The organism is Massilia litorea, from assembly GCF_015101885.1.
Classification (GTDB): domain Bacteria; phylum Pseudomonadota; class Gammaproteobacteria; order Burkholderiales; family Burkholderiaceae_D; genus Telluria; species Telluria litorea.
Genome location: NZ_CP062941.1, coordinates 2216050 through 2242593 on the forward strand (window position 1 = coordinate 2216050; position 26544 = coordinate 2242593).

Annotated in this window: 21 protein-coding genes; 5 read left to right on the top strand and 16 right to left on the bottom strand. The window is 65.9% G+C overall.

The annotated features are described in order from the left end of the window. The first annotated feature begins 69 nt into the window (after positions 1-69). Complete coding sequence (locus LPB04_RS09880) at positions 70-999, top strand: hypothetical protein (RefSeq protein ID WP_227496689.1); 930 nt, start codon at positions 70-72, stop codon at positions 997-999. A gap of 290 nt (positions 1000-1289) precedes the next feature. Here the strand turns inward: LPB04_RS09880 and LPB04_RS09885 are convergent, their stop codons facing one another. Both LPB04_RS09885 and LPB04_RS09890 read right to left on the bottom strand, forming a co-directional pair. Beyond that, positions 1290-4403: an efflux RND transporter permease subunit gene (locus LPB04_RS09885; RefSeq protein ID WP_193688504.1), complete on the bottom strand. Its 3114-nt coding sequence runs from the start codon at positions 4401-4403 to the stop codon at positions 1290-1292. Positions 4404-4413: 10 nt separating this feature from the next. Then, entirely contained in the window at positions 4414-5547 is a 1134-nt protein-coding gene (locus LPB04_RS09890) for an efflux RND transporter periplasmic adaptor subunit (RefSeq protein ID WP_193688505.1), read from the bottom strand. A 151-nt stretch (positions 5548-5698) separates the two neighbouring features. Between LPB04_RS09890 and LPB04_RS09895 the strand changes: the two genes are divergently transcribed. After that, a complete protein-coding gene (locus tag LPB04_RS09895; protein ID WP_193688506.1) occupies positions 5699-6070 on the top strand; it encodes a hypothetical protein in 372 nt (123 codons plus the stop codon). 269 nt (positions 6071-6339) lie between these two features. Here LPB04_RS09895 and LPB04_RS09900 read toward each other — a convergent pair whose 3' ends face one another. The 10 genes from LPB04_RS09900 to LPB04_RS09945 form a co-directional block, all read right to left on the bottom strand. Continuing rightward, the gene (locus LPB04_RS09900) at positions 6340-7077 is read right to left on the bottom strand and encodes a 2OG-Fe dioxygenase family protein (RefSeq protein ID WP_193688507.1); all 738 of its coding nucleotides are present in this window, start codon (positions 7075-7077) and stop codon (positions 6340-6342) included. Between the two features lie 53 nt (positions 7078-7130). Further along, the gene (locus LPB04_RS09905; protein WP_193688508.1) at positions 7131-9164 is read right to left on the bottom strand and encodes a TonB-dependent receptor; all 2034 of its coding nucleotides are present in this window, start codon (positions 9162-9164) and stop codon (positions 7131-7133) included. An 8-nt stretch (positions 9165-9172) separates the two neighbouring features. Beyond that, positions 9173-9661: a DUF6702 family protein gene (locus tag LPB04_RS09910; RefSeq protein WP_193688931.1), complete on the bottom strand. Its 489-nt coding sequence runs from the start codon at positions 9659-9661 to the stop codon at positions 9173-9175. After that, positions 9661-12039, bottom strand: a complete 2379-nt coding sequence (locus tag LPB04_RS09915) for a M1 family metallopeptidase (protein WP_193688509.1) — start codon at positions 12037-12039, stop codon at positions 9661-9663. The genes LPB04_RS09910 and LPB04_RS09915 overlap by 1 nt, the downstream gene beginning before the upstream one ends. Before the next feature lie 90 nt (positions 12040-12129). After that, entirely contained in the window at positions 12130-14541 is a 2412-nt protein-coding gene (locus LPB04_RS09920; protein ID WP_193688510.1) for a M1 family metallopeptidase, read from the bottom strand. 110 nt (positions 14542-14651) lie between these two features. After that, a complete protein-coding gene (locus LPB04_RS09925) occupies positions 14652-16100 on the bottom strand; it encodes a serine hydrolase domain-containing protein (protein WP_193688511.1) in 1449 nt (482 codons plus the stop codon). 110 nt (positions 16101-16210) lie between these two features. Continuing rightward, entirely contained in the window at positions 16211-17338 is a 1128-nt protein-coding gene (locus LPB04_RS09930; RefSeq protein ID WP_193688512.1) for a HupE/UreJ family protein, read from the bottom strand. After that, positions 17335-18507: a tetratricopeptide repeat protein gene (locus LPB04_RS09935; protein ID WP_193688513.1), complete on the bottom strand. Its 1173-nt coding sequence runs from the start codon at positions 18505-18507 to the stop codon at positions 17335-17337. The genes LPB04_RS09930 and LPB04_RS09935 overlap by 4 nt, the downstream gene beginning before the upstream one ends. A gap of 58 nt (positions 18508-18565) precedes the next feature. Next, on the bottom strand, positions 18566-18847 hold the full coding sequence (locus LPB04_RS09940) for a hypothetical protein (protein ID WP_193688514.1): 282 nt from the start codon (positions 18845-18847) through the stop codon (positions 18566-18568). A gap of 15 nt (positions 18848-18862) precedes the next feature. After that, positions 18863-20428, bottom strand: coding sequence for a DUF4331 domain-containing protein (locus tag LPB04_RS09945; RefSeq protein WP_307727402.1), 1566 nt, complete (start codon positions 20426-20428; stop codon positions 18863-18865). Positions 20429-20611: 183 nt separating this feature from the next. Here LPB04_RS09945 and LPB04_RS09950 point away from each other — a divergent pair, with 183 nt between their 5' ends. Both LPB04_RS09950 and LPB04_RS09955 read left to right on the top strand, forming a co-directional pair. Further along, positions 20612-21193 carry a sigma-70 family RNA polymerase sigma factor gene (locus tag LPB04_RS09950; protein WP_227496690.1) on the top strand — a complete coding sequence of 194 codons (582 nt, stop codon included), beginning with the start codon at positions 20612-20614 and terminating at the stop codon, positions 21191-21193. Beyond that, entirely contained in the window at positions 21190-21918 is a 729-nt protein-coding gene (locus LPB04_RS09955; protein WP_193688516.1) for an anti-sigma factor, read from the top strand. The genes LPB04_RS09950 and LPB04_RS09955 overlap by 4 nt, the downstream gene beginning before the upstream one ends. Before the next feature lie 55 nt (positions 21919-21973). On the opposite strand, the gene LPB04_RS09960 is transcribed toward LPB04_RS09955, so the two are convergent. The 3 genes from LPB04_RS09960 to LPB04_RS09970 form a co-directional block, all read right to left on the bottom strand. Beyond that, positions 21974-22561, bottom strand: a complete 588-nt coding sequence (locus tag LPB04_RS09960) for a PEP-CTERM sorting domain-containing protein (protein WP_193688517.1) — start codon at positions 22559-22561, stop codon at positions 21974-21976. 22 nt (positions 22562-22583) lie between these two features. After that, positions 22584-24146, bottom strand: a complete 1563-nt coding sequence (locus LPB04_RS09965) for a DUF4331 domain-containing protein (protein ID WP_193688518.1) — start codon at positions 24144-24146, stop codon at positions 22584-22586. Between the two features lie 307 nt (positions 24147-24453). Further along, positions 24454-24846 carry a response regulator gene (locus tag LPB04_RS09970; protein WP_193688519.1) on the bottom strand — a complete coding sequence of 131 codons (393 nt, stop codon included), beginning with the start codon at positions 24844-24846 and terminating at the stop codon, positions 24454-24456. A gap of 168 nt (positions 24847-25014) precedes the next feature. Between LPB04_RS09970 and LPB04_RS09975 the strand changes: the two genes are divergently transcribed. Continuing rightward, positions 25015-25404 (top strand): response regulator, encoded by a 390-nt coding sequence (locus LPB04_RS09975; protein WP_193688520.1) that lies wholly within the window; start codon positions 25015-25017, stop codon positions 25402-25404. A 74-nt stretch (positions 25405-25478) separates the two neighbouring features. Here LPB04_RS09975 and LPB04_RS09980 read toward each other — a convergent pair whose 3' ends face one another. Next, entirely contained in the window at positions 25479-26543 is a 1065-nt protein-coding gene (locus LPB04_RS09980; protein WP_193688933.1) for a M29 family metallopeptidase, read from the bottom strand. Position 26544: the final 1 nt, after the last annotated feature.

A 26544-nucleotide genomic window follows, 5' to 3' on the forward strand; every position in this document is an offset into this window, starting at 1 on the left:
GGACGCATCCCGGCCGACACGACGTTCGGCCGGGGTCCGGTTCCACGAATAAAAACAACGAGGGAACTTATGCAAGCTCAATCATCGAGTTCGACGACGCACGTCCCTACCCAAGGGATCGAGGCGGTCGAAACTGCGCGCTCAGGCGTTTCCTGGGGCGCGATCCTGGCCGGCGCGGCCGCCGCCACGGCGCTGTCGCTCGTGCTGTACCTGCTGGGCTCCGGCCTCGGCCTCTCCGCCGCGTCGCCCTGGTCCGACAACAGCGGCGTTGCCTTCGGCATCGGTGCCATCCTCTGGCTCACGCTGACCCAGCTGGCGGCCTCGGCCATCGGCGGCTATATGGCTGGCCGCCTGCGTACCAAGTGGGCCAGCATCCATACCGATGAAGTGTATTTCCGCGATACCGCGCACGGCCTGCTGACCTGGGCGGTGTCGACCATGCTGGCCGCGGCCCTGTTTTCTAGCGTGATCAGCAAGATGACCGGCACGGCAGTCGACGCCGGCGCCGGCGTGGCGAAGGCGACGCTGGCCAGCGGCGCGGCGGCAACGGCTGCCGCGGCGAAAGACGGCGGCGACAGCGCCGGCGCCAACCCGCTCGACTACTTCTCGGACATGATGCTGCGTACCGACAAGCCTGATGCGGCCGGCGGCAGCGGCGAGCTGCGCCAGGAAACCATGCGCATCCTCGCCAACAGCATCAAGAACGGCAGCCTGGCCGCCGACGACCGCGCCTATCTCGCCAGGCGCATCGCTGCCCGTACCGGCCTCGACCAGGCCGCGGCCGAGAAGCGTGTCGATGACGTCTATGCCCGTGGCGCCGCCGCCGCTGCCAAAGCCAAGGCCACCGCCAGGGAAGCCGCCGACACCGCGCGCAAGGCAGCAGCCGGCACGGCACTCTGGCTGACGGTCGCCCTGCTGATCGGCGCCTTCGTCGCCAGCTGGTGCGCCACCCTCGGCGGCAAACTGCGCGACGGCCTTGCCGGCGTGTCCCATCGTTAAATCAAGGAGCACGGTATGCGTTCGATTCTTTTGTGGCTCGTGGGGATTCCGATTCCGATCATTATCCTGATCGCGATTTTGACCTGAGCATTCAGGCAGTAAGGACAACGCCGGCATCCGTGCCGGCGTTTTTGTTTGGCGCACGTAACGCGTGGGCACGAGTGCCCACCCTACGGTGCACTACCGTTTCAGGCAAGCATTGCGGCCGTCGCATAACGTAGGGTGGGCATGCCCACGCGTGCACCATCAATGATGTGGCACGCCGGACGACGGCCGATAACGCCGGCGATTCACTTCATCGCCGACGGCTCGCTCACCCGCACCGGCTCCTTCGGATGCTTCCTCAACCTGCGCACCCCGCGATCGAGCCAGCCCTTGAAATCGTCGACATAGGTAAACACCGCCGGCACCACCAGCAGGCTCAATAAGGTGGACGTGATCAGCCCCCCGATCACGGCAATCGCCATCGGCGACCTGAAGCTCGGGTCGCCCGAGAAGCCCAGGGCCAGCGGCATCATGCCGGCGCCCATGGCGATGGTCGTCATGATGATCGGCCGGCTGCGCTTGTGGCAGGCGTCGACCAGGGCCTCGAAGCGGCGCATGCCCGCCTCGCGCGCAAGGATCGCATAATCGACCAGCAGGATCGAATTCTTCGTCACGATCCCCATCAGCATGATCAGGCCAATCATGCTCGGCATCGAGAGCGCGCTCCTGGTGAGCAGCAGGGCGATGAAGGCCCCGCCGATCGACAGCGGCAGGGCCGCGAGAATCGTGATCGGCTGCATGAAGTCGTGGAACAGCAGCACCAGCACGCCATAGATGCACAGCACGCCGATCGCCATCGCGACACCGAAGCTGGCGAACAGGGCCTGCATCTCCTGAGCATCGCCCAGTTCCGCGATCTGGACCGAGGCCGGCAGCGTCTTGAAAGCGGGCAGGGCGCGCGCTTCGGCGTTGACCTCGCCCAGCGTGCGTCCGCCCAGTTCGACGTTGAGCGTGACATTCCGGCTGCGGTTCAGGCGGCTGATCTCGGCCGGACCGCTTTCCATCGTGATGTCGGCCACGGTCGACAGCAGCACCGGACCGTTCTTGCCCGGCACCGTCAGGCGTCCGATCGCATCGAGGTCGGCGCGCACGGCGTCGGGCAGTTTTACCCGGATCGGCACCTGGCGCTCCGGCAAATTCATCTTCGCCAGCACCTGCTCATAGTCTCCGGCCGTGGCCACGCGCACCGTTTCGCCGATCGCGGCGGCGGTGACGCCGAGATCGGCCGCGCGCGCGAAGTCCGGGCGCACGATGATTTCGGGACGCACCAGCGAGGCGCTCGAGCTGACGTTGCCGATGCCTTGCAGTCCGCGCAGTTCGCGCTCGGCGCGCTGGGCGGCGGTGGCCAGGGCAAGCGGGTCTTCGCTGCGCAGGACCAGCTGCAGCTTGCCGCCGGTGTCGGCCTGGCCGACCGAGAAACGCGCACCCGGAATGGCGGACAAGCGTGTCCGGATCTGGCGCTCGAGTTCCGGCAGCGATTCGTCGCGCTCGCGGCGGTGCGATGTCGTCACCGTCAGCACCGCGCGCCGCGCTTCGGCAGCTGCGCCGGGCGCAAACGCGTCGCCGCTCGACCCGCCGCCGATCGAACTGAAGACACTCTTCACACCGGGCACCTGCATCGCCACCAGGCGCGCCTGTTCGGCCACGCCATGGGTTTGCGCCAGCGTCGAACCGGGCGGCAGCTCGACGTTGACGATGGTCTGGCCGCGGTCGGCCGGCGGCACGAAGCCCGTCGGCAGCAGCCCCACCAGCGAGATCGAGCCGGCGAAGAACAGCAGCGAGGCGATGACCGTGATGCCGCGGTGGCGCAGGCACCACTGCATGGTCGCCATGTAGCGCCGCATGATGGCGCCATCCTGTTCGGCGTGCGCCTTGGCCGGCTTCATGATGTAGGCCGCCATCATCGGTGTCAGCAGGCGCGCCACCAGCAGCGAGGCCAGGATCGCCAGCACCGCGGTCCAGCCGAACTGCTTGAAGAAGCGCCCCGGGATGCCGCCCATGAAGGCGGTCGGCAGGAACACCGCCACCAGCGAGAAGGTGGTCGCAATCACCGCCATGCCGATTTCCTCGGCCGCTTCCAATGCCGCCTGCATCGGCGTTTTCCCCAGCTGCAGGTGGCGCGCGATGTTCTCGATCTCGACGATGGCATCGTCGACCAGCACCCCGACCACCAGGGCCAGCGACAACAAGGTCACCATGTTCAGCGTGTAGCCGAACAGGTACTGGCCAAGGAAGGCCGGAATCACCGACAGCGGCAGCGCGGCCGCGGCGACCAGCGTCGCGCGCCAGTCGCGCAGGAACCACCACACCACCAGCACGGCCAGCGCCGCGCCTTCGTAGAGCATCTCCATCGACGCGTCGAAGTTTTCCTGCACCGGCTCGGCGTTGTCGACGACTTCCTTGAGCACCACGTTCGGATGCGCCTTCTGCAGCTCGGCGACGGCGGCGCGCGCGCCCGCGGCGACTTCGGTCTCGCTGGCGCCGCGCGTGCGGAAGACTTCGAAGCCGACGACTTTCCTGCCGTCCTGCTCGGCCAGTGCGCGCTGCTCGGAGACCGTGTCGCTGACGGTGGCGATTTCGTCGAGGCGCACGCGGCGCCCGTCCGGCAGCGGAATGTTCATGCGCCCCAGCTCCTGCGCGCTGGCCACCGTCGCCAGGGTACGCACCGACTGCTCGGCGCCGCTGACGTCGCCGCGTCCGCCCGGGGCCTCGCGCTGCACGTTGCGCAGCTGGCGCGACACGTCCAGCGCCGACACCCGCAGCGCGGCCATGCGCGCGTCGTTGAGTTCGACCCGCACTTCGCGGTCGACGCCGCCGACCCGTTTCACGGCGCCCAGGCCCGGTACGCTGAGCAGGCGCTTGGCAGCCGTGTTGTCGACGAACCAGGACAGTTCCTGGTCATCGAGGCCGTTGGTGCCCGGTCTGGCGGAGGCGGTGAAGGTGAGGATCGAGCGGCCGGCGGTGGCGGCCTTGGTCACGCTCGGCTCGCGCATCTCGCCCGGCAAGTCGGCGCGCACCTGCGAGACGGCGCCGCGCACGTCGTTCTCCGCGTCCGACAGGTTCTTGTCGAGGATGAATTCGACGGTGACCGTGGCCACGCCGTCGAGCACCTTGGTATGGATATTCTTGACGCCCTGCAGGGTGGCGACCGAATCCTCGATCTTGCGCGCGACCTCGGTTTCCAGCTGGGCCGGGGCGGCGCCGTCGAGCGTGGCGGTGACGGTCACGATCGGCAGTTCGATATCGGGGAAGAACTGGACCTTGTTGGCCTTGAAGGCGAGCAGGCCGGCCAGCGTCAGCAGGGCGAACAGCAGGATGGCGGGAACCGGATTGCGGATCGAGAGGGCGGAAAAATTCATGATCCTGTCCTCAGCGGGTCGCGACCTTGGCGGGGGCGGCGGCCGGCGCGGGTACATTCCGTACCAGGTCGCCGTCGTTCAGGAAGCCGGCGCCCTGGATCACGATCGGCGTATCGGCCGCCAGCCCGGAGACGACCTCGATCCGCTCGCCCAGCCGGCGGCCGGTGTCGATCTTGACCCGGCTGACGCGGCTGTCGGGATTCAGGCGGAAGACATAACTGAACCCGTCGCGCACGGCGATCGCCTGCTGCGGCACGGTCAGCGCGTTCGAGGCGCCGAGTTCGAATTCGCCGCCGGCGAACATCCCGGCCTTCAACGGCGCGTTCGAAGACAGCGCAGGCGGCAGGTCGACATAAACCAGCGTCGTGCGCGTCTGCGCATCGACCGTCGGCGCCACGGTCCGCACCTTGCCCAGCACTTCGCTGCCGTTCGCCCCTTTGACGCGCACGCGTGCGCCCGGTTGCACGCGGCCGATATCGGATGCCGGCAGTTCGGCACGCCACTCGAGGCGGCCCTGGCGGATCAGGCGAAACAGCTCGGTACCGACGCCGACCACGGCGCCGACGGTGGCGTTGCGCGCCGAGATGATGCCGCTGTCGGGCGCAAGCACCTGCGTGTGCTGCAGGCGCAGCTGCTGCTGGGTGAGTGTGGCCTTTGCCGCCGCGACGCGCGCCGCGGCCGTGCGCTCCGCGGTGAGGTATTGCGTGACTTGCTGCTCGCTGAGCGCGCCGGAACTCTTCAGCGCCAGGCCGCGCCTGGCGTTGGCGGCCGCCTCGGCGGCATTCGCCTGCGCTTCCTGTAGCGCCGCCTTCGCCTGGCCGACGTCGGCGTTGACCGTATCGGCCGAGAACACGGCCAGGGTCTCGCCCTTCCTGACGACGTCGCCCACGTTGACGCGCACTTCCAGCAGGCGCAGCCCGCCCGACTCGCTGCCGACGATCGCTTCCTGCCAGGCCGCGACGTTGCCGTTGGCGCCGAGTTTGACGGGCAGGCTCGCCGTGGATGGGCGCGCGGTGGTGACGGTCAACGCCGGCGTCGCCGGTGCGTTCTTCTTCTTGTCGTCGTCCTTGCCGCAAGCGCCGAGCAGAAGGGAGAGGAGGGCGGCCGAGCCGATGAAAACGATGCGTGATGTCGATGAGGGCATGTGCGTGGTTCCGGTTCCGTAAGCAAGCGGGACGCCGTGACGTGGACGGCAATGGAGCAGTTTATCAAACCGCATCATGCGTTGACGCGAATTCAATAGTGGCATTGTTCTACCCGGGCATGGGTGGAATCGACTTGTGAAGGAGACCGCGATGAACAAACCTGTACTGCTGGCGGCCATGGCGACCGTGACTGCCGGGCTGCCGCTCGGCGCATTCGCGCAGGAGGGCGGGCCGGCCCCCACCACGCCGCAGCCCGGCTGCGCCGCCCGCGCCGAAGCGCCCCGTGCCGACAGCTCCCTGCCTGCCCGCGCCAGCGACAAACCCGAACCGCAACTGGGCACTGTGGCGCCAACTACACGGGTGCCCTCGCACACCGACACGCCGTCGAGCCGCGCAATGGCGGCGGCGTCGGCACGCGCGGAAAAAACAACAGACGCGGGAAAAAACGCACAAGGCCATTGCGCCGGCGACACCGTGCCCCCTGCACCCGGAAACAGCAGGGCGAAGCCGGAGGGCGCCTGAACGTTGACATTCAGGGCAACATGGCTTGGATTCGCACTGCGATGGTGCACTGCGTCATAAATCGCCGTAGCCAAGACAAAGCGTCAGAAAACGCCTACGAATTGAGGAGGAGTTGTCCCAGGAGGCCGGTAGTTTTACCGTATTGCGGCGCACAATAAATCGCGCTATATTGGAACTGTCTCCTCCAGTTTTTCTCCGAAATTCTGGATTGCCGCCCGCTACCGCAAGGTACGCGGGCGTTTTTTTTGCCGCTGTTACGAGTAGGGTATTCAGGCGTCCTCGCCCTGGAAGGCCCCCGCGCGCCAGGTCAGCACCAGGGTATCGCGGTAGCCGTGCTCGCCCAGCGGCTGGATCGGGGTCGACTCGTGGATCACGGCGGCGTCGTCGAGCAGCAGCAGGGTCCATGGTTCGGTCATCGTGAAACGCTGGCCGCGCGGGCCGTCCGCTTCGAACACGCGCGTCTCGCCGCCCTTGATGCCGGCACGCTTGACCAGGATCACGGCGACGAAATCGACTCCGTCGCGGTGCGCGCCTTCCGGCGTCGGGCGGCCGATGCCGTCGGCGGTATCGATGCGGAACTGGTGCGCTTCCACATACCAGGGCTGCGCCGCCTTCGCCTGCGAGCACACCGCGCCGAGCGAACGCAGCAGCTGGCGCCAGGCCGGCTGGGCGACGGTGCCTGGCGCGATCGGCGCGAACAGGCGGTGCATGCCGCCGTGCAGGGCGTTGTACTCGACCGGCTGCCAGTGCGCGCGGTGCGGCACCTGGGTCAGGTCGCGGCCGTCGTCGACGAAGCAGGAATGGCGCCGGCGCCGGTAGCGGCCGCCGTCCTTCAGGTAGTTGTCGAGTTCCAGGTGCTCCCAGCTCGGCGCCAGTGCATCGAGGTCGGCCAGGGTGCAGCCGGCAAGGCGCGCGACGTCCTGGGGACGCAGCAGGGCATAGCCGTCGCCGAGCAGGGCTTCGGCAAGGCGGGAAGGATCGCTGTAGGGCAGTTCGGATGGTGTCATGCCCGGTAGCGTAGCATTTTTCGCAGGGGCCGGTGGAGGAAGGCCCGCATCGCTCACCAGGTCTTGGTGAGGGTCAGACGCAGCGAGCGCGGTTCGATCGGGTGGAAGTGGATATCGTTGCGCGGCGCCGCTTCTGCTGCCAGCTGCGAGGCATAGTAGTAATCGATGGCCGAGGCGCGGCGGTTGGCGAGGTTGAAGGCTTCGAGCTCGAGCTGCAGGCCCTTGTTCACTTTGTATCCGATGCGGCCGTTGAGCGTGGTGCTGGCCTGCGAGCGCACGCTGTCGTCCTCGATGAGCGGACGCGGACCGAAGTAGCGCAGGCGCAGCGCGCCGGACCAGGGGCCGAGCTTGTCGACCGTGAGCGCCAGCTGGCCCACGCCTTCGACGGCGCCGGGGATCCGATCGCCATTGCGCGCGCGCGCCCGCGCAAACGCGGCGTCGAAGTCGACCGACAGCCATTTCAGGGGCCGCCAGTAGTTCGAGAACTCGATCCCGACGCGGCGGCTGGCCTCGCCCGCTTCCGTCATGCCGGCGTCGCCGACATAGGTCAGTTCGGAATCGAAGTCGAGCCGGTAGAGCGAGACCGCCGTCTGCATTTGGGGAAGCGCTTCGGTCCGCAGGCCCAGCTCCATCCCGCGCGAACGCACCAGGCCCGGCGCGCGTTCCAGGGCTTCCATGGTTTTCGGATCGAAGGCCGCCACCGTGCCGCGCGCATCGTTGCTGTGGAAGCCGTGGCCATAGTTCAGGTAAAACTCGGTCGATGCCAGCGGCGCGTAGACCAGGCTGAACGACGGGCTCAGTTGCGTATCGTTCGCCCGTCCCGAATTGGCTGCCAGGTCGCTCGCTACATCGAAGCGGTAGCGGTCGGCGCGTACGCCGGCCTTGGTGCGCAGCGACTCGCTCCAGCGCGTCGTGCCTTCGACGAACACGCCGCCGCTGGTCTCGATGATGTGGTCTTCGCGCGTGGTTGCCAGGCGCCGGCGTGCCCGCGTGTCGTATAAACCGTTGAAGATATTGTCGTTCTGGAGGCGCGCGCCGACAGTCAGGTCGGACGCCATTGCCTCGCCGCGGTGCAGGTGCCAGGTGTGGGTCGCATCCAGGCCGCTGGTCACGCGCCGGTCAGGCTGGGCGAACTGGTCGCCGTTGACCGGGTCGTTCATGAAATACGTAAAATTCGAGTACAGGTCGAGCTGGTTGCGGATCACGTAGGCACTGAGCTTCGAGCTCGCGTCGGTGCCGGTCTGGCGCCAGATACCCGATACGCTGTAACGGCGCGCATTGCCGCCATCGGTATCGTCGATGCCGTCGAAACGGCCGAGGGAGCCGTCTTCGACTGCGCGCAGCGGTATCTGGTCGGTCGCGTTCCAGCTGCCGCGGTAGGCCATGGCGGTGACGCTCCAGCCGTTGTTGGCGTAGCCGCGGCTGTAGCGCAGCATGCCGTTGCGCTTGCGGTAGTCGTCGGGGCGCGTCCACGGCCCGGCGTTGTTCAAGGATTCAATCGCATACAGCAGGGTACCGCCGAGCAGCTCGGGCGAACCCGCCAGCAGCGCGCGCCGGAAACCGTCCTCGCCCAGCGTGACGCTGGCGATCTCCTTTGCCAGCCGGTTGGCGTAGCTGATCTCGGCGCTGCCGGCCGAGGCGAAGTCGGCGTCGCGCGCCGAATACGGCCCCTTGCGGTAGTCGAGACGGCCGACCAGTTCCGGGATCAGGAAGTTCACGTCGGTCCAGCCCTGGCCGTGCGCATGGCTGCGCTGGTTGACCGGCATGCCGTCGACCCAGGTGGCGAGATCGGTGCCGTGGTCCAGGTTAAAACCGCGCAGGTAGAACTGGTTGGCCTTGCCTTCGCCGCTGTGCTGGCTGGCGATCAGGCCCGGCATGGCTTCCAGCATCTCGCCCGGCCGGTAGGTGGTGCGCGCCGCCAGTTCCTTCTGCCCCACCGTGCCGGCATTCGCCGAGTCGGCGATGCCGAGCTGGGAGAGGCGCGAGCCTTCGACCAGCACGCGCTGCAGCACGAGGTCGTCGGCCAGGACCGGGGAGGCGGCAAACAGGGCGACGAGGGCGCAGGGCAGGGGACGAAGGAAGGGCATGGTATGGGTCAGCGCGTCGGCTGCTCGTTATGATTGCGATCGAAGGTCAAGGTGCGTACCGCATTGCCTTCGTTCAGATTGACGGTGTTGACCTGCTCGGGAATGAAATCGACCAGCACGCTGTCGCGGATGGCCGCGGTCTTCCACAGCGGGGTCTGTTCGATTTCCTGGAACACGGTGACGCGCTCGGCGTCGGCATTCACGCCGACCCAGCGCAGGGGCAGGCGCGCCTGGTCCTGTCCCAGGATGGAAAAGCGGCCCTCGACATACTTGCGCAGCACGTCCTGGTCGTCCGGATCGGTGAGATCGAACTGGCGTCCGTACAGGTTCGCCAGCAAGGCCTCGACATCGTGCGCCATATAGGTGTGCACGACCTCGGTGTTGCCGGTGCGGGCGTTGAAGGCGATGTCCGTGATCCCCGCGTGGAAGCGGTGGGCAGACACCGCCGCGCTGCACAGCAGCAGCGCGGCGGCGATGGCGGTTCTCACGCCCCGCATCATTGCGCCGCCTTCGTTTCGGCTTCGGGCTTCTTCAGCGTCGCATTGAAGTCCTTCATCATGTCGCCTTGTTCGCGCTGCGACTTGAACAGCTCCAGGCGCGACGGCGTCAGCTTGCGCGGCCAGGCGTTGTTGTCGACGTTGATATCGGCCGTCTCCCAGTACGGGTCTTGGGTGAGGCCGACCATCGGCTCGTCGGTGACGATCAGTTTCGTGATCTTCGATGGCGAATGGCGCCAGACTTCGGCCGGAATACGCTCGATGGTTTTTTTACCGCTGGCGAGCTGGATCTCCAGGACCAGTGGCGTCACCAGGCCGCCGACATTCGTGAAATCGACCAGGTACAGGTGCTTGTTCGAGGCGAGCAGCGCCTTTTCCCAGTCTTCCAGCTTGTCCTGCGACTCGTTGTACTTGTTGCGGTCGGCGTTGGTGACGGTGAAGTCGTCGTGCTCGTTGTAGAAATCCTTCAGTTCAGGATGCGCGTCGACGCGGCGCGGCGTGCCCTTGTTGCGCTGGTCGGTCAGCGACATCGGCTCCGCTTCCTTGAGCTTCTTGCGCCAGGCCTTCTCAAGCTCCGGATTCTGCGAGCTGATCGTGTATTCGCTGATGCCGTCCACGCTCACGTCCACGGCGTCCGTCGTGTAGAACCAGCCGCGCCAGAACCAGTCGAGGTCCGTGCCCGAGGCGTCTTCCATCGTGCGGAACAGGTCGGCCGGCGTCGGCCGCCTGAACTTCCAGCGGCGGCCGTATTCCTTGAAGGCGAAGTCGAACAGCTCGCGCCCGAGCACGGTCTCGCGCAGGATGTTCAGGGCCGTGGCCGGCTTGCCGTAGGCGTTCGGGCCGCGCTGCAGGACCGATTCCGAATTCGTCATGATCGGCGTCTGGTTTTTACTCCGCATGTAGTCGGTGATGTCGCGTGGCTCGCCGCGGCGCGCCGGGTAGTTCTCTTCCCATGCCTCTTCGGCGAGGAATTGCAGGAAGGAGTTCAGGCCTTCGTCCATCCAGGTCCACTGGCGCTCGTCGGAGTTGACGATCATCGGATAGTAGTTGTGGCCGACCTCGTGGATGATCACGCTGATCAGGCCATATTTGGTCGCCTTCGAATACGTGCGCTCGCCGGTCTTTTTATCCCTGGTCGGACGCCCGCCGTTGAACGAGATCATCGGGTACTCCATGCCGCCGACCGGGCCGTTCACGGAAATCGCGGTCGGGTAGGGATAGTCGAAGGAGTACTTGCTGTACTGTTCAATGGTGTGGACCACCGCCTGCGTGGAATACTTCTCCCACAGCGGATTGCCTTCCTTTGGATAGTAGGACATCGCCATCACGGGATTGGCGCCGCTCCTGATGCCCTGCGCGTCCCAGATGAACTTGCGGCTCGAGGCAAAGGCGAAATCGCGCACGTTGTTCGCCTTGAAGCGCCAGGTTTTAGTGGCGCCGTTGCTGATGCCTGCGCGTGCCTTTTCGGCCGCTTCGGCCTCAAGCTGGGTGACGATGATCACCGGCGTCTTCGCCGTGCGGGCTTTCGCCAGGCGCTCGCGCTGGGCGGCCGTCAGGACCTCGCCCGGGTTCTGCAGTTCGCCGGTCGCGGCGACGATGTGGTCGGCCGGGACCGTGAGCGCGACATCGTAGTCGCCGAATTCGAGCGTGAATTCGCCGTCGCCCAGGTACTGCTTGTTTTGCCAGCCGGCGGCGTCGTAATAGGCGGCCATGCGCGGGAACCACTGGGCGAGTTCGAACAAGTCGTTCTTGTCCTCCTTGTCGAAACGCTCGTAGCCGGTGCGGCGGCCGACGATGTTCGCCTCGGGAATGTTGAAGCGCCAGTCGAGCGCGAACGAGAAACGCTGGCCGGGCCGCAATGGCTGCGGGAGGTCGATGCGCATCATCGTCTTGTTGACGACGTGGCGCAGGGGAGCGCCGCCCGCCGTCCTCACGTTTCCGACCTGGATGCCGCCATCGAAGGCGCGGCTGTCGAAAGTGGCGCGCAGCGCATCGAACTTCACGCCGTCCGCGCCCGTCTTCTGCCAGGCCTCGCGCGAGGGAATGGTCGCGATGTTGCGGTTGTCGGAATCCGCGCGGAACATGTTCTGGTCCAGCTGCAGCCACAGGTATGTCAGGGTGTCGGGCGAATTGTTGTGGTAGGTGATGGTGCCGGAGCCGGTAATCGAACGCTTGTTCTCGTCGAGCGCCGCGCGCAGGGTGTAGTCGGCGCGCTGCTGCCAGTAGGCGTGGCCCGGCGCGCCGGAGGCGGTGCGGGTGCTCGATGGCGTCGGCAGCAGCTCGTCGAGCTGGCGGAACTTGTCGTCGAATTTGTCGGCGGCGTGGGCGCCGGCGGACAGGGCCAGGCTCAACGCGGCGAGGCGGGCAAGATGCTTCATGCTTGTCTTATCGTGTACTAAAAAATGTAAACCGGCGGCTGCGCTTCGCACGCAGCCACCGGCTCGAACCCTACAGAGTACAAAGGCCGATCACTGCACCTTCGGCACCGTGTCCTTTTCCTTCTTGGCGTCCTCGGCCGCTTTTTCTTCCCTGGTCTTCAGCTTGGTATTGAAGTCCTTCATCATGTCGTTGCCCTGGCCACGTTCCGACTTGAACAGCTCCAGGCGCGACGGCGTCAGTTTGCGCGGCCAGGCGTTGTTGTTCTGGTCGATGTCGGCCGTTTCCCAGAACGGATCCTGGGTCAGGCTCGTCATCGGCTCGTCGGTGACGATCAGCTTCGTGATCTTCTTCGGCGAGTAGCGCCAGACTTCGGCCGGAATGCGCTCGATGTATTTCTTGCCGCTGGCGAGCTGGATCTCGAGGACCAGCGGCGTGACCAGCCCGCCAAGGTTCGAGAAGTCGACCAGGTACAGGTGCTTGCCCGAGGAGAGCAGGGCCTTTTCCCAGTCCTCCAGCTTTTCCTGCGCCTCATTGTACTTGTTACGGTCGGCATTCGTGACCGTAAAATCGTCGTGCTCGTTGTAGAAGTCCTTCAGTTCAGGGTGCGCATCGACGCGGCGCGGCGTGCCCTTGTTGCGCTGGTCGGTCAGCGACATCGGCTCGGCGTCCTTGAGCTTCTTGCGCCAGGCCTTCTCGATTTCCGGATTCTGGCTGCTGACGGTGTACTCGCTGATGCCGTCCACGCTCACGTCCACCGCGTCGGTCGTGTAGAACCAGCCGCGCCAGAACCAGTCGAGGTCCGTACCCGACGCGTCTTCCATGGTGCGGAAGAAGTCCGACGGGGTCGGGCGCTTGAATTTCCAGCGCTGTGCGTATTCTTTAAAAGCGAAATCGAACAGGTCGCGGCCCAGCACCGTTTCGCGCAGCACGGTCAGTGCGGCGGCTGGCTTGGCGTAGGCGTTATTGCCGAACTGGAGGAGCGACTCCGAGTTGGTCATGATCGGCACCTGGTTGCGGCTCTTCATGTAGTCGGTAATCAGGCGCGGCTCGCCGCGCATTTCCGGCCAGTTCTCTTCCCAGGCTTCCTGGGCCAGGGTCTGGACGAAGGAGTTGATGCCCTCGTCCATCCAGGTCCACTGGCGCTCGTCCGAATTCACGATCATCGGGAAGTAGTTGTGGCCGACTTCGTGGATGATCACGCCGATCAGGCCATATTTCGTGCGCTTCCCGTAGGTCAGCTCGCCCGTCTTCTTGTCCTTGGTCGGACGCGGACCGTTGAACGAGATCATCGGGTATTCCATGCCGCCCACCGGACCGTTCACGGAAATCGCGGTCGGATACGGATAGTCGAAGGAGTACTTGCTGTACTGTTCGATGGTGTGGACCACCGCCTGCGTGGAATACTTCTCCCACAGCGGATTGCCTTCCTTCGGATAGTAGGACATCGCCATGACGTCGTTGTCGCCGCTCCTGATGCCCTGCGCGTCCCAGATGAACTTGCGGCTCGAGGCGAACGCGAAGTCGCGCACGTTCTTCGCCTTGAAGTGCCAGGTCTTGGTGGCGCCGTTGCTGATGCCTGCGCGCGCCTTTTCGGCCGCTTCCGCCTCGGCCTGGGTGACGATGATCACCGGGGTCTTCGAGGTGCGTGCCCTGGCCAGGCGGTCGCGCTGGGCAGCCGTCAGGACCGAACCCGGATTCTGCAGCACGCCGGTCGAGGCGACGACGTGGTCCGAAGGGACCGTGATCTCGACATCGTAGTCGCCGAATTCGAGCGTGAATTCACCGGCACCCAAGAACTGCTTGTGCTGCCAGCCGTAGACGTCGTAGTAGGCCGCCATGCGCGGGAACCACTGGGCGATCTCGAACAGGTCGTTCTTGTCTTCGTCGAACTTCTCGTAGCCCGAACGGCCGCCGAGCACCTTCTGCTCGTTGATCCTGTAGTTCCACTCGACCTCGAAACTGAAGCGCTGGCCCGGTTTCAGCGGTTGCGGCAGGTCGATGCGCATCATGGTGCGGTTGATGACGTAGGCCAGCTTGCGGCTCCCCGCCTTCACGCCCGTGATGTTGAAGCCGCCGTCGAAAGTGAGGCCTTCGAGCGTGCTGCGCATCGAGTCGAACTTCATCCCTTCTTCCGGGCTGCGCGGCTTGGCCCAGGCTTCGCGCGAGACCGCGGTGGCCGACATGCGCGCGTCCGAGTTCGGCTTGTAGATGTTCTGGTCGAGCTGCACCCACAGATAATTGAGCGTATCGGGGGAGTTGTTGTGATACGTGATCGTCTCGGCAGCGCGGATCGAACGGTTCGCTTCGTCGAGCGTCGCGCGGATCGCATAGTCCGCGCGCTGCTGCCAGTAGGCGTGGCCGGGCGCACCCGAGGCGGTGCGGATTGTCGACGGCGTCGGCAGCAATTCGTCGAGCTGACGGAATTTGTCGTCGAATGGATCGGCCGCAAAAGCGGACACGCTGAAGCACAGCGCGACCACGGCGATTGGCAAACGGATCATGTTTCCCCTGTTGTTATGGATAATTGGAGAAAGTATTCTAAGGGTATCTTTCAGGCAAGCCTTCGCCGGATTTGTAAAAAAGCTGATACATAATGCATATGCAACACGCATCACTCCGCCCGCCTGAAGGGCAGGTCGAAGGATCCCGACACGAGGCGCCCACCATCGCCCGCCATCTGCAGTTCGAGCTTGCGCGACAGGACGAACAGCACGTCCGGCGCGGCCGCGTACAGCGGCTCCCAGGCAGCGCCACGCAAGGCGACCATCAGCTGGCCGTCGCGGCGCGCGATGGTGAAGTCGCCCTGGCCGGGCACGAGGTAGCGGCCCGCGAGCTTCTCCTGCGCGGCCAGCTCCAGCGCCACCGCCTTGCGCTCTGTCGGCTGCTGGCTCGGCCACTTGTATTCCGCGGCCAGCGCGCGCAGTACGCTGTTGGCCAGTTCCCCGCCGTTGGCGCCATTCGTCATCACCACCGCGCCGTCTCCGTGCCTGGCATACGCGAACAGGGTGTTCTGGTAGCCCATGTTGCTGCCGCCGTGGGCAAAGCTCAGGGCCTGTCCCTCACCCTCGATTTGCAGGCCAAGGCCGTAGCGGTTGTCCACCGGTGCGATCATGGTGCGCGCCATCCGGGGCGACAGCACGCCTTTGCCGCCTTGTAGACTGCGCTGCAGGTCGAGCGCGAAGCGCGCCAGGTCGGCCGGCGTGGTCCACAGGCCGGCCGCGGCCAGTTCCGGATAGGTATGAGGTCCACCGGCGTAGGGCTGGCCCGCCTCGTCGTGAGGCAGCGCGGCGCGCCCCAGCAGGCTGGCCGGCAGCGGCTGGGCAAAGCGGCTGTCGGCCATGCCTGCCGGCTTGAGGACGGTCTCGAGCAGCAGGGCGTCGAAAGGCTTGCCGCTGCGGTCGATCAGCGCCTGCTGGACGATGGTGTAGCCGCCGCCCGAATAGCGCCAGGCGCTGCCCGGCACCGTGACGATCCGCACCGGTTTCGTGTTCGCCGGCGGCGCCCCGTCGAGTACTTGCACCAGGGTCGGCACCGGCTTGTCGGCCGCATAGCCGGGAAAGCCCGAGACGCTCGTCCCCGCCGTGTGCGACAGCAGCTGGCGTACCGTGGCGCTTGTGTTGCCGGCGCCGGGGCCGGGCGGCAGATGCCAGGTGGTGAGCACCGTATTGATGTCGGCATCGAGATCGAGCTCGCCGCGTTCGGCCAGGCGCAGCGCCGCCATCGCCGTCACCGGCTTGCTGATCGAGGCTGCCTGGAACAGGGTGTCGGGCGTGACCGCCGGTCCGCCCTCATAAACGACGCCGTAGCCGCGTGTCCAGGCGATTTTTCCGTTGCGGATCAGGGCGATGCTCACGCCGGGCACGTGCAGGCGCCGCATTTCTTCAAGCAGCGCGCGCGGCGCCGCCGGCTCTCCGGCAACGACCACCGGCGTGCGCAGCCCACGCTCGACGCGGGCGATCTCGTCATCGTGAGCGCTGGTGGAGGCGGCGAAGACGGGCAGGGCGGCAAATGCAAGGACAGGCAAGGCGTATGCGGCGGCGCGGATGGTTGCGATGGACATGGTCGGCAGGCTGTAGTTGAAAGAACCCATCCTGGCACGATCGCGTCCCCATTTTCCCGGACTTGCGACGAACTGCAGGATGGCGCGACAGGCGGCTGCCTGCTTCTCCCTCACGCCAGCAGCTTCAGGTCGAGCGCCCGCTCGGCCAGCCACACCATGGCAATCAGCGCAATCAGCGCCGAGCCGCCGGCCAGCACCACGCGCCGGTAGAACAGCCCGCGCCGCAATGCATAGGCCAGCGGCAGGAACAGGCCGACGATCGCCAGCTGCCCCAGCTCCACCCCGACGTTGAATCCCACCAGCGACAGCACGAGCGCTCCTTGCGGCAGCCCGAGGTCGGCCAGCACGCTGGCAAAGCCGAAGCCGTGGATCAGGCCGAAAACGAAAGCGACAAGCGCGCGCCAGCGGTGCACCAGCGGCCACAGGTTGTTCAGGGCGGCCAGGACCACCGAGGCGGCGATCGCCGATTCGACCAGCCGGGACGGCAGGCTGAGCGCGCCCAGCGCGGCCAGGGTCAAGGTCAGCGAATGCGCCAGCGTGAATGCCGTCACGATTTTCAGGACGTCGATGACCGACGCCTTCAAGGTCTCGCGTCCCTGCCAGCGGCCTTCATGGCGCACCAGTACCGCCGGCAGCAGCAACGAGACGAGGAACAGGATGTGGTCGAAGCCGATCCAGATATGCCAGACGCCGTGGCGCACGTATTCGGAAAACTGGCGCCAGCGCGAGGGCGCGGCCACCTGCAGCGTCTGGCTGCGCGCATCGGGCGCGAAGATCGCGGTGCCGGTCTTGGCGCCATGGGTCAGCCGCAATAAACCCTTGTGCTGCGGGTCGATGTCGAACAACAGGTTATAGCCGACCGTCAAAGCGGTTACCGGCGACGCGCAGGCCGCCTGCAGGCGCAGCACGGCATAGGCGCCGTCGGTATGGCTGTCGACCAGGTGCTCCGTCACGCGCAAGGGGCAGGCCGCGCCGCCGCTGGACAGCTTCAGGCGAGAGAGCGAATACGCGGCGATCGCCTCGTGGCGCGCGCGCACCTCGTCCCAGGTGATGGCGGCGTCGCCGTTCGCGTCGAGCCCGACGGCCATCTCGAGGTCGCGCAGGGCGATGTCCCACTGCCCGTCGATGCGGTCGCCCTGCACGTTCAAACTCAGGTAACTGTCGCTCGCCTTGTGCGCCTGCGCGGGCAGGGCGCAGCCAAGCAGCAGCGCCATCAAGATCAGGCAGCGCGCGATCATGCCTTGTTCCCCAGGAGCGCCGTGGTCGCGGCAAGGGTGGCGTCTTCGATGGCGCTGGTGTTGAGCCAGTTGCGGACGATGGCGCGCGCCTCCGGGTCGCCGCTGGCGGCGGCGGCCTGGGCGAGGATGCGCAGGTCCGCCGGCTCCTTCTGCACCGCCCAGTTCAGCTTCGCCAGGCGCACGGCGGCGGCCGTGTCGCCGCGCAGGACCAGCTCGAAGCGCGCCTGCTCGCGCTGGTGCACGCTGTCGCGGCGGCGCATGGCGGCGTCGAAGCGCGCCGCCAGTTCGGCGCTCGCACGGGAAGCGTCCGGCCGCCGCGCATCTTTCAGGGCGATCGCGTAGCGCAGCAGCAGCGCGTCGGCCGCGGTCTTGTCCTTCAGGAGCGTGACGACTTCCGCCGGGCGGCCGCGGTCGAGCAGGAAATCGGCGTAGGCGCCGAGCAGGTAGCTGTCGGCCGGGTCGAGGGCAAGCGCCTCGCGAAAATGCGATTCCGCCGCGTCGAGCCGGCCAAGGCGCGCGGCCATCTCGCCGAGCAGGGTGGCGACCCAGGCGCGCAGCATCGGGGAACTGTCGGCGCGCGCCGCATAGGTCTGGCGCAGGCGTTCGTAGCTGGGCGCCGCCTGGCCGCTGATGCTGCCCACGCTGGACAGGCAGGCCTGCACCACCAGTTCCGGCGCGCGCGAATACAGGCGCATGCAGCTGCTGCGCGCGCCCGCAAAATCGCCGGTGATCAGCTGCACCGTGGCGCGCGTCAGCCAGGCCTGGCTGTTGCCGCTGTCGCGTTTTAATACGGTTTCAAGGTCCGTCAGGGCAGGGGCGAACTGGTGGGTGCTCTGGCGCAGCGTCGCGCGCAGCACCAGGACCGGGGAGGGCGGCTGCGGCTGGGTCCACCAGGGGGCAAGGGCCGCCTGGGCATAGCCGAGATAGCGTGGATCGCCGTCGCGCCGGCTTTGTTCGATATAGCGCTGGGCCAGCCTGGTGGCGAGGTCCAGGTTGTGCGGATCGGCACCGAGCGCCGTGCGCAGGGTCTGCAGCTCGCGGCGCGCGGGATCGAGGCCGCCGGGCAGCCGTTCGAGCACCTGGGCGCCGCTCGCCGGAACATGGGGAGCCGCAGGCGCCGTCGCGATGACGCAGGCGCAGGCGGAGAAAAGCACAATCTTGCCGAGCATGGATACTCCGGAAGAAGAGCACGCGGGGCGCCTGGGCACCCCGCGCGGGAACATCAGATCAACCGACCGGTTTCGGTTCGGTGTCTTCGGGTGTCGTCGCGGTCACGCCGTCGGTCGCTTCCGGTTCACCGTCGTCGATCAGGGAGTAGACGCGTGCGGCGACGTAGTCGAAGAACGAGTCGCTCCCGAACGCCGGCGTGGTCGGCGTGCCGGCCGTCGGCGGCGGGTCGTGGCGCGGCGCGTCGCTGCCGCTGCCGCAGGCAGTCAGGACGAGTGCCGTGCACAGGGCCGCCACGCGCAGGGCGCCACGCGGCGGGCGGGGAAGAAGTTGCATGGACATGATCGTTCTCCTCGCTTACTGGTTGCCCGGCAGCGGCGTGTTCAGGTAAGGGAAGGCCGCCTTGAAGCTGTTGGCATCCTTGCGCACGCCGTCGGTCAGCGGCAGGCCGCCGGCCGGTGCGTCCGACGGCTTGCAGCCGACGCCGAGCGCATCGTTCGCGCCGGTCAGCACGCACAGTGCGCCCATCGCCACGCGCAGCGAGACATCGACGATATCGTCGGCCGGACGGCGTCCGTTCGGGAAGCCCGCATTGTCGCCGGCGGCGACGCCGAGCACATTCTGCGAGGCCTGCGCGGTCGGTTCGATGCTCGTATTCAGGCGCAGCATTTCGGACGCGACGACGTTCTTCGGCTGGTTCACGCCGGGAAGGCCCTTCAGGAAGGCAGTGACCAGGTCGGTGCGCGGGAAGTTGGTCGGCGCCTTGGCCGATGGGAACAGGGTCTCGACGACCGCCGGCAGCACCGGATTGGTCACGTAGTTGGCCCACTGGGCATCATCCCGCGGCTTGGAGGCGTTGAAGCGGTCCTTGTCGTCCATGCCGATGATGACTTCGTTCACGAGCGGCATGCCGACGCGCGAGACCTGCGTCCAGGCGCCGCCTTCCTTGACGGCGTTATTGATGCCCGATGCAGGGATCGGGTTGATCAGGCGTGCCTGGCGCATGCTGGCCGTGGCATAGGCGCCGATCACCGGATCGGCGGCGGTCGCCAGGCAGCCGACCGGCAGCTCGAGCGCGATCGAGCTGACGTTCTTGTTTTCCAGGTCGTTCTTGTTGCCGCCCGATTCCGCGCCGAGCGGGTTCAGGTTGAACAGATCGAAGATCTTGCCGACCGCGATGTAGAAGGGCTCCTTGCGCTGGCCGACGAACACGCGGCCGGTGCCGCAGCCGGGAACGTTGATGTCGTAGATATGCTGGTTGGCATAGGTTTCGTAGCCGCCCGTGCCGCCGAAGACCTTGTCGCCGATGTTGTCCACGGGCTTGTCGAATTCGGTGGCGCCGTTCGCTGCCGCCAGGCGCGTGCGGGTGCCGCTGCGGCGGTCGCCCTTGACCATGTCGATGGTATAGGTTTCGCGCACGTTCAGCGAAGCCGGATTGACGCCGCTGATGGTCGACGAATTGATCAGGGGGATCAGGACCTGCTTGCCGCCGATGGTCAGCGCGGTGCGTTTCGAGGTGTTCTTGAAGCGGATCTGGAAGGTGATGTCTTCCTTGGCGTCGCCGTTGTTGTCGACGTGAATTTCGTACAGGGCGTTCTGGTCGAACTGGTAGAAGTTCGGGCCGCCCTGCGGATCCTGGAACGGAATGAAGTTCGCAATCATGGTCACGAAGCCGCTGCGGCCGGGAGCATAGCTGCGGAACATGTAGAAGTCGGTACCGTCGACTTTTGGTGAATTCGTCAAAAATGGGGCTTCACGGTGACTTGAGGCAACCGCCGGGCCGGACAGCGCAGCAAGCGCCGCACCTGCCAAAACGGCTAATGTCCATAGGGATTTCTTCTGCACTTGTCTCATCTCGCTCTCCGGTAAATAGGGTGGTTTAATTTTTAGTCGGCTTACTAATTTGATGATATTGATTATCATGCAAGTCGGTCGCACGATTGTGTGGACAGGAACATGTCCTCTCGCACAGCCGGCCGTATCGACATATACGCAGCCCCGGGCTTATTGGATTCAAAATATTTTCTTGCAATGTCTCAGCCGTAAATATGGTATTTTTCTTTTCATCATCACGAGCGCCATGACCATGATTTCCAGGGAAGCACATTGAGCACCGTCGCAGCACAATCCGATCCGGCGCAGTTGCGCGCCTGGCTGCACGGGGCGGCGCACCGCGACCGCACGGCCTTCCGCTCGCTCTACGACGCCAGCTCGCCCAAACTGTATGGCCTGGCCCTGCGCATACTCGGACGGCGCGAGCTGGCCGAAGAGGTGCTGCAAGAAAGTTTTGTAGCGATCTGGCACCACGCGGTCGATTACGAAAGCGCGCTGTCCGCGCCGATGACCTGGATGACGACGATCGTGCGCAACCGCGCCTTCGACGTACTGCGGCGTACCCGCAACGACGACACCGACACGATCGACGGCGCGGCCCTCGAGTCCATCGCCGACCTGGCAGCCACGCCGGCCGAGCGCCTGCAGATGAGCAGGGAAGCGCAGGCACTGGCCGACTGCATGGCAACCCTTGAAGAAAGACACCGCGAAGTCATCGGCATGGCCTTCTTCCACGACCTGTCGCATAGCGACGTCGCCGACAAGCTGACGCTGCCGCTCGGTACTGTGAAAACCTGGATCCGGCGCAGCCTCGCGCGCCTGCATAGCTGCCTGAGCGCGCGGGGGGCGGCATGAACCTGCGTGGCAACGAAGCCTTGCGCGAACGCCTGGCGGCGGAATATGTGCTCGGTACCCTGCGCGGACGCGCGCGCCGCCGTTTCGAGAGCCTGATGTACAACGATGCGGCCCTGCGCCGCACCACTCGCGAATGGAACGAGCGCCTTGGCGCGATGGCCGAATTTGCGCCGGCGGTGGCGCCGGACAAGCAGGTCTGGCGCGCCATCGAGGACCGGCTGAACCTGCGCCCGGCCGCCCCGCGCTGGCAGTTCTGGCGCCATGGCTCGCTGGCGCTGTGGCGCGGCTTCGGCCTGGCCTCGTCCGCCGTCGCCGCACTGCTGCTGGTCGCGGTGCTGGCCGTGCGGCCCGATACCGGGTACCTGAGCGGGCACCTGGGCGCGCGGGTGAGCGACATCGCCAGCCTGACGGATGAAGGCGCGCGTCCCGCCGTGGTGGTCACGGCCGACCGCCAACGCAATCTGATGACGGTAAAAGTTGTCGCGAGCGTCGCCTTGACGCCGCAGCAGGCCTTGCAACTCTGGGCCGTGCCGCGCGACGGCAAGCCGCGTTCGCTCGGCGTGCTGGGCGCGCGACGCGAGCTGACCCTGCCGCTGCCGGCGAATGCCATCGGCGACGACGTCGCGCTGCTGGCGGTCAGCCTGGAACCGAAAGGCGGCTCCCCCGATCCGAACGGGCCAAGCGGCCCGATCCTGTACAAGGGCAGCTGGGCGCGCCTGCTGTAAGCGCTCGCTGCGCCGTACCGGCAGCGCTGCCGCAAGCCTGCGGCAGCGCTGTCCATCACGCTGCCAGGCCTGCCTTGCCTGCCGGGGCGGTCCTGCGCACCCCAACCAGTACGCCTATCCCAAGCAGGAGCAGCGCGACCGGGGCCGGTTCCGGCACCTCCCCGGCGTCGAGACGGATGTCGTCGATCACCAGGTCGCCGTCGGCCATGAAACGCAGCTCGGTCAGTCCGGTCCACATGGGCGCGGTGAGCGGGCCCAGCTGCGACAGCGCCAGCAAAGTGCTGAGCTCGCTGTTGTCGCCGAAGATGCCCGTGATGCGCAGCGCGGCACTGCCCTGGGTGTCGAGCGATCCGGCGGCCAGTCCTGCAAAGCTGAACAGGCCACCATCGTTCGCCATCAGGCTGACCGTACTGCCGTCGAGCAGTACGAGCGCGCCGGTCATGGCACTGCCCAGGCCATCGATCGTGAGGAAGCCGGCGGCCTCGCCGCTCAGGGCAAAGCCGGCTTCGCGATACACGGCGCGGCCGCTGGCGTTGTCGATATCGATGAGTGCCGGGCTGTCGAAGTTGACGACGGCGGCCCCGGCAAGCTGGCTTGCGCCCAGGGCGCAGGCGGTGGCCAGTGCACCAAGTAGTTTTTTCATGTCGGTCTCCTGTGATGGATGCTTACTGCGCGCCGGGTAGCGGCGTGTTCAGGTACGGGAAGCCGGACAGGAAGGGCTGGACTGCCTGGTCGACCGCATCGTGCAGCCGGAAGGCGGTCGCACCCAGCGGCACGGCGGACGGGTTGCAGGCCGCGCCGAAGCCGAACGCGTTGTTGTTCCCGTTGGCCATGCACAGGCCGCCCATCGCCACCACCAGCGAGATGTCGACCACATCATCCTTCGGACGGCGGCCGTTCGGATAGCCGGCGTTGTCGGATCCGCCGGCGAGCACATTGCCCACGATGCCGAGCCGGTTCTGCTGGGCAAACGGCACCGCCGGGATCGACGTGTTCAGGCGCAGCATTTCGGATGGCGTCGGATTGAGCGGACGGTTGACGTTCGCGATGCCGGTCAGGAAAGCGGTCACCAGGTCCTGGCGCGGCAGGTTGCGCGGCGCGGCGCTGCCCGGCGCCAGTCCCATCGCAATCTCCACCAGTCGCGGCAGCGTCGGGTTGGTGACATAGGTGGCGAACTGGCCGTCATTTTGCGGCAGTGAGCTGTTGAAGCGGTCCTTGTCCGGCAGGCCGATGATCACTTCGTTCACGAGCGGCATGCCGAGACGCGAGACCTGGACGAAAGCGCCGCCATAGCTGACCGTGGTCTGGTGGCCGGAGGGCGGGTTCGCATTGACCAGCTGGCTTTGACGGATGCTGGCCGTGGTCCAGGTGCCGATCACCGGATCGGCCGTCGTCTTCGACAGCAGGCAGCTCTTGTGGACTTCCACCGCCAGCGAGGTCACGTTCTTGTTGGCCAGCGGGTTGGGCGCGGCATTGATCAGCGACGGATTGGTGATCACCGACAGCGGCGCGTTGATCAGGTCGAACACCGTGCCGAGGTTGACGGCAAAGCCTTCGCGCCGCTGTCCGGCAAACACGCGGCCCGGCACCGAGCAGCCGGGAATGGTCACCTCATAGACGTGCTGGGCTGCATACGCGGCATACTGCGGGATGGTCTTGGTGCCGATATTGTCGACCGGCTTGTCGAAACTGGTGGCGCCGCTGCCCACCCGCGCCAGCGCCGCTGCCTGGCCGCTGCGCCGGTCGCCACGGATCAGGGTGACGGTGAACTTTTCGTTGACGTTCAGCGCCGGCGAATTCGGTCCCTGCACCTGGCCTGCCTGGGTCAGCGGAATGGGTACGCTCTGGGTGCCGATCGGCAGCGAGATACGGTTGAAGACATTCTGGAAGCGGAACTGGAAGGTCAGGTCTTCCTTCGCATCGCCGTTATTGTCGATGTGAATCTCGTAGAGGGCGTTCGGATCCATTTTGAAATAATTCGGCCCGCCGAACGGATCCTGCAAGGGCTGGTAGTTCGCGATCAGGGTCACATATCCGGAACGCCCCTGTTCATAGCTGTTGAAGGCATAGAGATCGGTGCCGTCGACTTTCGGCTGGGTGGTGATGAACGGGGCTTCGCGGTGGCTCGATGCCTGGGCGGGCAGTGCCGCCACGATGGCCAGGAGAGGACAGCTTGCGGCGATGAGTAATTCACGGAACGATGGACGGCGTACGGCGTGGTCAACCATGATGCGTCTCCTTGATGAATTTAAATTACCAAAATAATCAAATTTTTGCTTGTTTTGCAGTCTCCGGCTGAGAACCTGGCCCTCGATTTGCCAAAAATGCGGCTTTTGAAGCCGTAGGCATAAAATGTGCCACGATCCGAATTGCCTATGACACGTTCAGGCCGCCCAGCCGGCAAGGGTGGTCGCCTGTAAAGGATTCCGACAAATTGCAGTGCGAAAATTTCTAGGAACGGGGGGAAGGTGCTGCAGACAATGCAGGTGCGCTGACGGATTGCGGTCGGACCAGGAACCGGTTTCCGGCAGGGTTTTATTTGGCTGGCAAGGGGGGCAGGGTCGCGAGGATGGCCTCGAGCTTGACGGGCTTGACCAGGTAATGGTCGAAGCCCGCCTCGTGCGCCAGCCGGGCGCAGTCGGGCGACAGATGGCCGGTGATGGCGACGATCAGCACGTCCGCCATCTGCGGCATGCGGCGCAGCGCCGCGCACAGGTCGAAACCGCTTTGGTCGGGCAGGTGAATCGCGGTGAAGACGGCTTGCGGGCGGAACAGGGGAGCCCAGGCGAGGGCTTCGGTGCCCGTGGTGACGGTCTTGACTTCATACCCCATGCTCAGGAACAGGGCCGCGAACAGGTCGCGCGTTTCCTCGCTGCGGTCGGCCAGGAGAATCCGGAAAGGCTGCTCTCCACATGTCGTTGGAAGCATCTCATTGCCTTTCGTAAACATCGAAGCCCAGTATGGGCGTCGCGTCGCGGTAAACGCAAGGCATTTGTACTGCCGTGCACCGAAAAAGGGCGGGTCCTACGACAGTGCAATATGTAAAACATTCACATTGTCACGTCACGACACAATGCAGGTGCTGTAGGATGGGGCATGGTCAAAAAAGCCCTGATTGTTGATGACTTCCCCTTCGACGCCGAATTGACGCGCCGCGTCCTGCAGAGCTGCACCGCGGAGCATGAAATCGTCGTGGTATCGGATGGGGAAGAAGCACTGCGCGAACTGAACAAGGAGCAGGACTTCGACGTCGTCCTGCTCGACCTGAAGCTGCCCAAGGTGGACGGTTTCGAAGTCCTCAAGGAAATCTCCTCGAAACCCTTCCTGTCCGACATCCCCGTCATCGTGCTGTCGAGCTCGCGCAACGAGGCGGACCGCATGCGCACGCGCGTGCTCGGCGCCGGGGACTTTGTCGAGAAGGCGATCGATTATGCGGTGTTCAAGGCGGAGTTGACGCGGGCGCTGGCGCAGTTCGGGTTCGCGTAAGCGGCGGGCGCCCGTCCTGCGCCTTTTCAAAGCTCATGCAGCGGTCCCGGTTCACCAGCCGACTGGTCAGCTGATCAGGCCGGCAGCGCCGCCGGCACGGTCCAGGCGCCGTCCGCATACACCCGTTCCTCGCCCAGGTAGACGGCATCGGTCACCACGAACACGTCGATGTGGTAGCGCGCATCCTTCCTTTTGAAACCCGGCTTCGGATACACGCCGTGCTTCGCGCCGAGCGAGAGGTGGATGCCGCACATGCGCTCGTAAGTACCGATGTCGTCGACGCGGCGCTCGCGGGTAAAGGCGCGGTTCATGCCGAAGCCCAGTTCGCGCACCCAGACTTCGCCCTCGTCGGCGCGGATGTTGTCGAGGACCTGCCGGAAGGCGGGCGTCGCGTTTTCGGCCCCGACCACGCGTCCGCGCTCGACGACGATCGTCACCGGCACGGCGGGCCGGTTCGACAGGTAGGAGGTGTCGCCGAACACGTGGATCTGCGCGCGCCCGTTGACCGCTTCCAGGTCGAGCGCCTCGGTAAACACTTCGCCGATCGGGAACTGGCCGCCGACGTTGTTCATCTCGCCGTAGTCGCCCACGTTCAGCTTGGCCGGCTCCAGCGGCGAGGCAAAGCGCAGCTCTTCTCCGCCGCCGCAGACGCGCGCATGGGGCGCCGCGTCGATGCGGCTTTTCAGCGCGCGGCCGACGCCGCGGAAGTAGGCGGGATCGTAGGCCAGCGCTTCGATGTAGTGCTCGCCTTGCACCCCGGGCATGCGCGACAGGTGCATGTGCTCGACCACTTTCAGCCCGAGCTTGAACAGCTCGACGCGAATCCGGAAGGCCTCGAGGCGGAAATTGGTCGACTGGACCAGCACCACCAGGTCCTTCGGCGCCAGCTCGCGGAAGCGTTTTAAAACCTCGGCGTGTTCGACGCTGTCGAAGTCGAGGAAATCGGCCTGCAGCAGCTTGCGCCGGTAGGCTTCCACCAGTGCGCGCGCCAGGCCCGTCCGCGTGTCGTAGACGACCAGCGCCCGCTGGTGCGGGCCGTGTTCGATGGCGATGGCGAGGACGTTTTCCAGGTGGCTGGCGGCGGCGTCGACGGCGTGCGGGGGCAGGTCAGGCGTGGGGGCGAGGGCGGGAGCGGTCATG

What these genes read in the sequence shown, in the direction of transcription:
- LPB04_RS09920 (WP_193688510.1), bottom strand. Translation starts at nt 14,541, where the DNA reads ATGATCCGTTTGCCAATCGCCGTGGTCGCGCTGTGCTTCAGCGTGTCC.
- LPB04_RS09960 (WP_193688517.1), bottom strand. Translation starts at nt 22,561, where the DNA reads ATGAAAAAACTACTTGGTGCACTGGCCACCGCCTGCGCCCTGGGCGCA.
- LPB04_RS09955 (WP_193688516.1), top strand. Translation starts at nt 21,190, where the DNA reads ATGAACCTGCGTGGCAACGAAGCCTTGCGCGAACGCCTGGCGGCGGAA.
- LPB04_RS09925 (WP_193688511.1), bottom strand. Translation starts at nt 16,100, where the DNA reads ATGTCCATCGCAACCATCCGCGCCGCCGCATACGCCTTGCCTGTCCTT.
- LPB04_RS09935 (WP_193688513.1), bottom strand. Translation starts at nt 18,507, where the DNA reads ATGCTCGGCAAGATTGTGCTTTTCTCCGCCTGCGCCTGCGTCATCGCG.
- LPB04_RS09945 (WP_307727402.1), bottom strand. Translation starts at nt 20,428, where the DNA reads ATGATAATCAATATCATCAAATTAGTAAGCCGACTAAAAATTAAACCA.
- LPB04_RS09930 (WP_193688512.1), bottom strand. Translation starts at nt 17,338, where the DNA reads ATGATCGCGCGCTGCCTGATCTTGATGGCGCTGCTGCTTGGCTGCGCC.
- LPB04_RS09940 (WP_193688514.1), bottom strand. Translation starts at nt 18,847, where the DNA reads ATGTCCATGCAACTTCTTCCCCGCCCGCCGCGTGGCGCCCTGCGCGTG.
- LPB04_RS09895 (WP_193688506.1), top strand. Translation starts at nt 5,699, where the DNA reads ATGAACAAACCTGTACTGCTGGCGGCCATGGCGACCGTGACTGCCGGG.
- LPB04_RS09965 (WP_193688518.1), bottom strand. Translation starts at nt 24,146, where the DNA reads ATGGTTGACCACGCCGTACGCCGTCCATCGTTCCGTGAATTACTCATC.
- LPB04_RS09885 (WP_193688504.1), bottom strand. Translation starts at nt 4,403, where the DNA reads ATGAATTTTTCCGCCCTCTCGATCCGCAATCCGGTTCCCGCCATCCTG.
- LPB04_RS09880 (WP_227496689.1), top strand. Translation starts at nt 70, where the DNA reads ATGCAAGCTCAATCATCGAGTTCGACGACGCACGTCCCTACCCAAGGG.
- LPB04_RS09890 (WP_193688505.1), bottom strand. Translation starts at nt 5,547, where the DNA reads ATGCCCTCATCGACATCACGCATCGTTTTCATCGGCTCGGCCGCCCTC.
- LPB04_RS09980 (WP_193688933.1), bottom strand. Translation starts at nt 26,543, where the DNA reads ATGACCGCTCCCGCCCTCGCCCCCACGCCTGACCTGCCCCCGCACGCC.
- LPB04_RS09905 (WP_193688508.1), bottom strand. Translation starts at nt 9,164, where the DNA reads ATGCCCTTCCTTCGTCCCCTGCCCTGCGCCCTCGTCGCCCTGTTTGCC.
- LPB04_RS09900 (WP_193688507.1), bottom strand. Translation starts at nt 7,077, where the DNA reads ATGACACCATCCGAACTGCCCTACAGCGATCCTTCCCGCCTTGCCGAA.
- LPB04_RS09910 (WP_193688931.1), bottom strand. Translation starts at nt 9,661, where the DNA reads ATGCGGGGCGTGAGAACCGCCATCGCCGCCGCGCTGCTGCTGTGCAGC.
- LPB04_RS09970 (WP_193688519.1), bottom strand. Translation starts at nt 24,846, where the DNA reads ATGCTTCCAACGACATGTGGAGAGCAGCCTTTCCGGATTCTCCTGGCC.
- LPB04_RS09915 (WP_193688509.1), bottom strand. Translation starts at nt 12,039, where the DNA reads ATGAAGCATCTTGCCCGCCTCGCCGCGTTGAGCCTGGCCCTGTCCGCC.
- LPB04_RS09975 (WP_193688520.1), top strand. Translation starts at nt 25,015, where the DNA reads ATGGTCAAAAAAGCCCTGATTGTTGATGACTTCCCCTTCGACGCCGAA.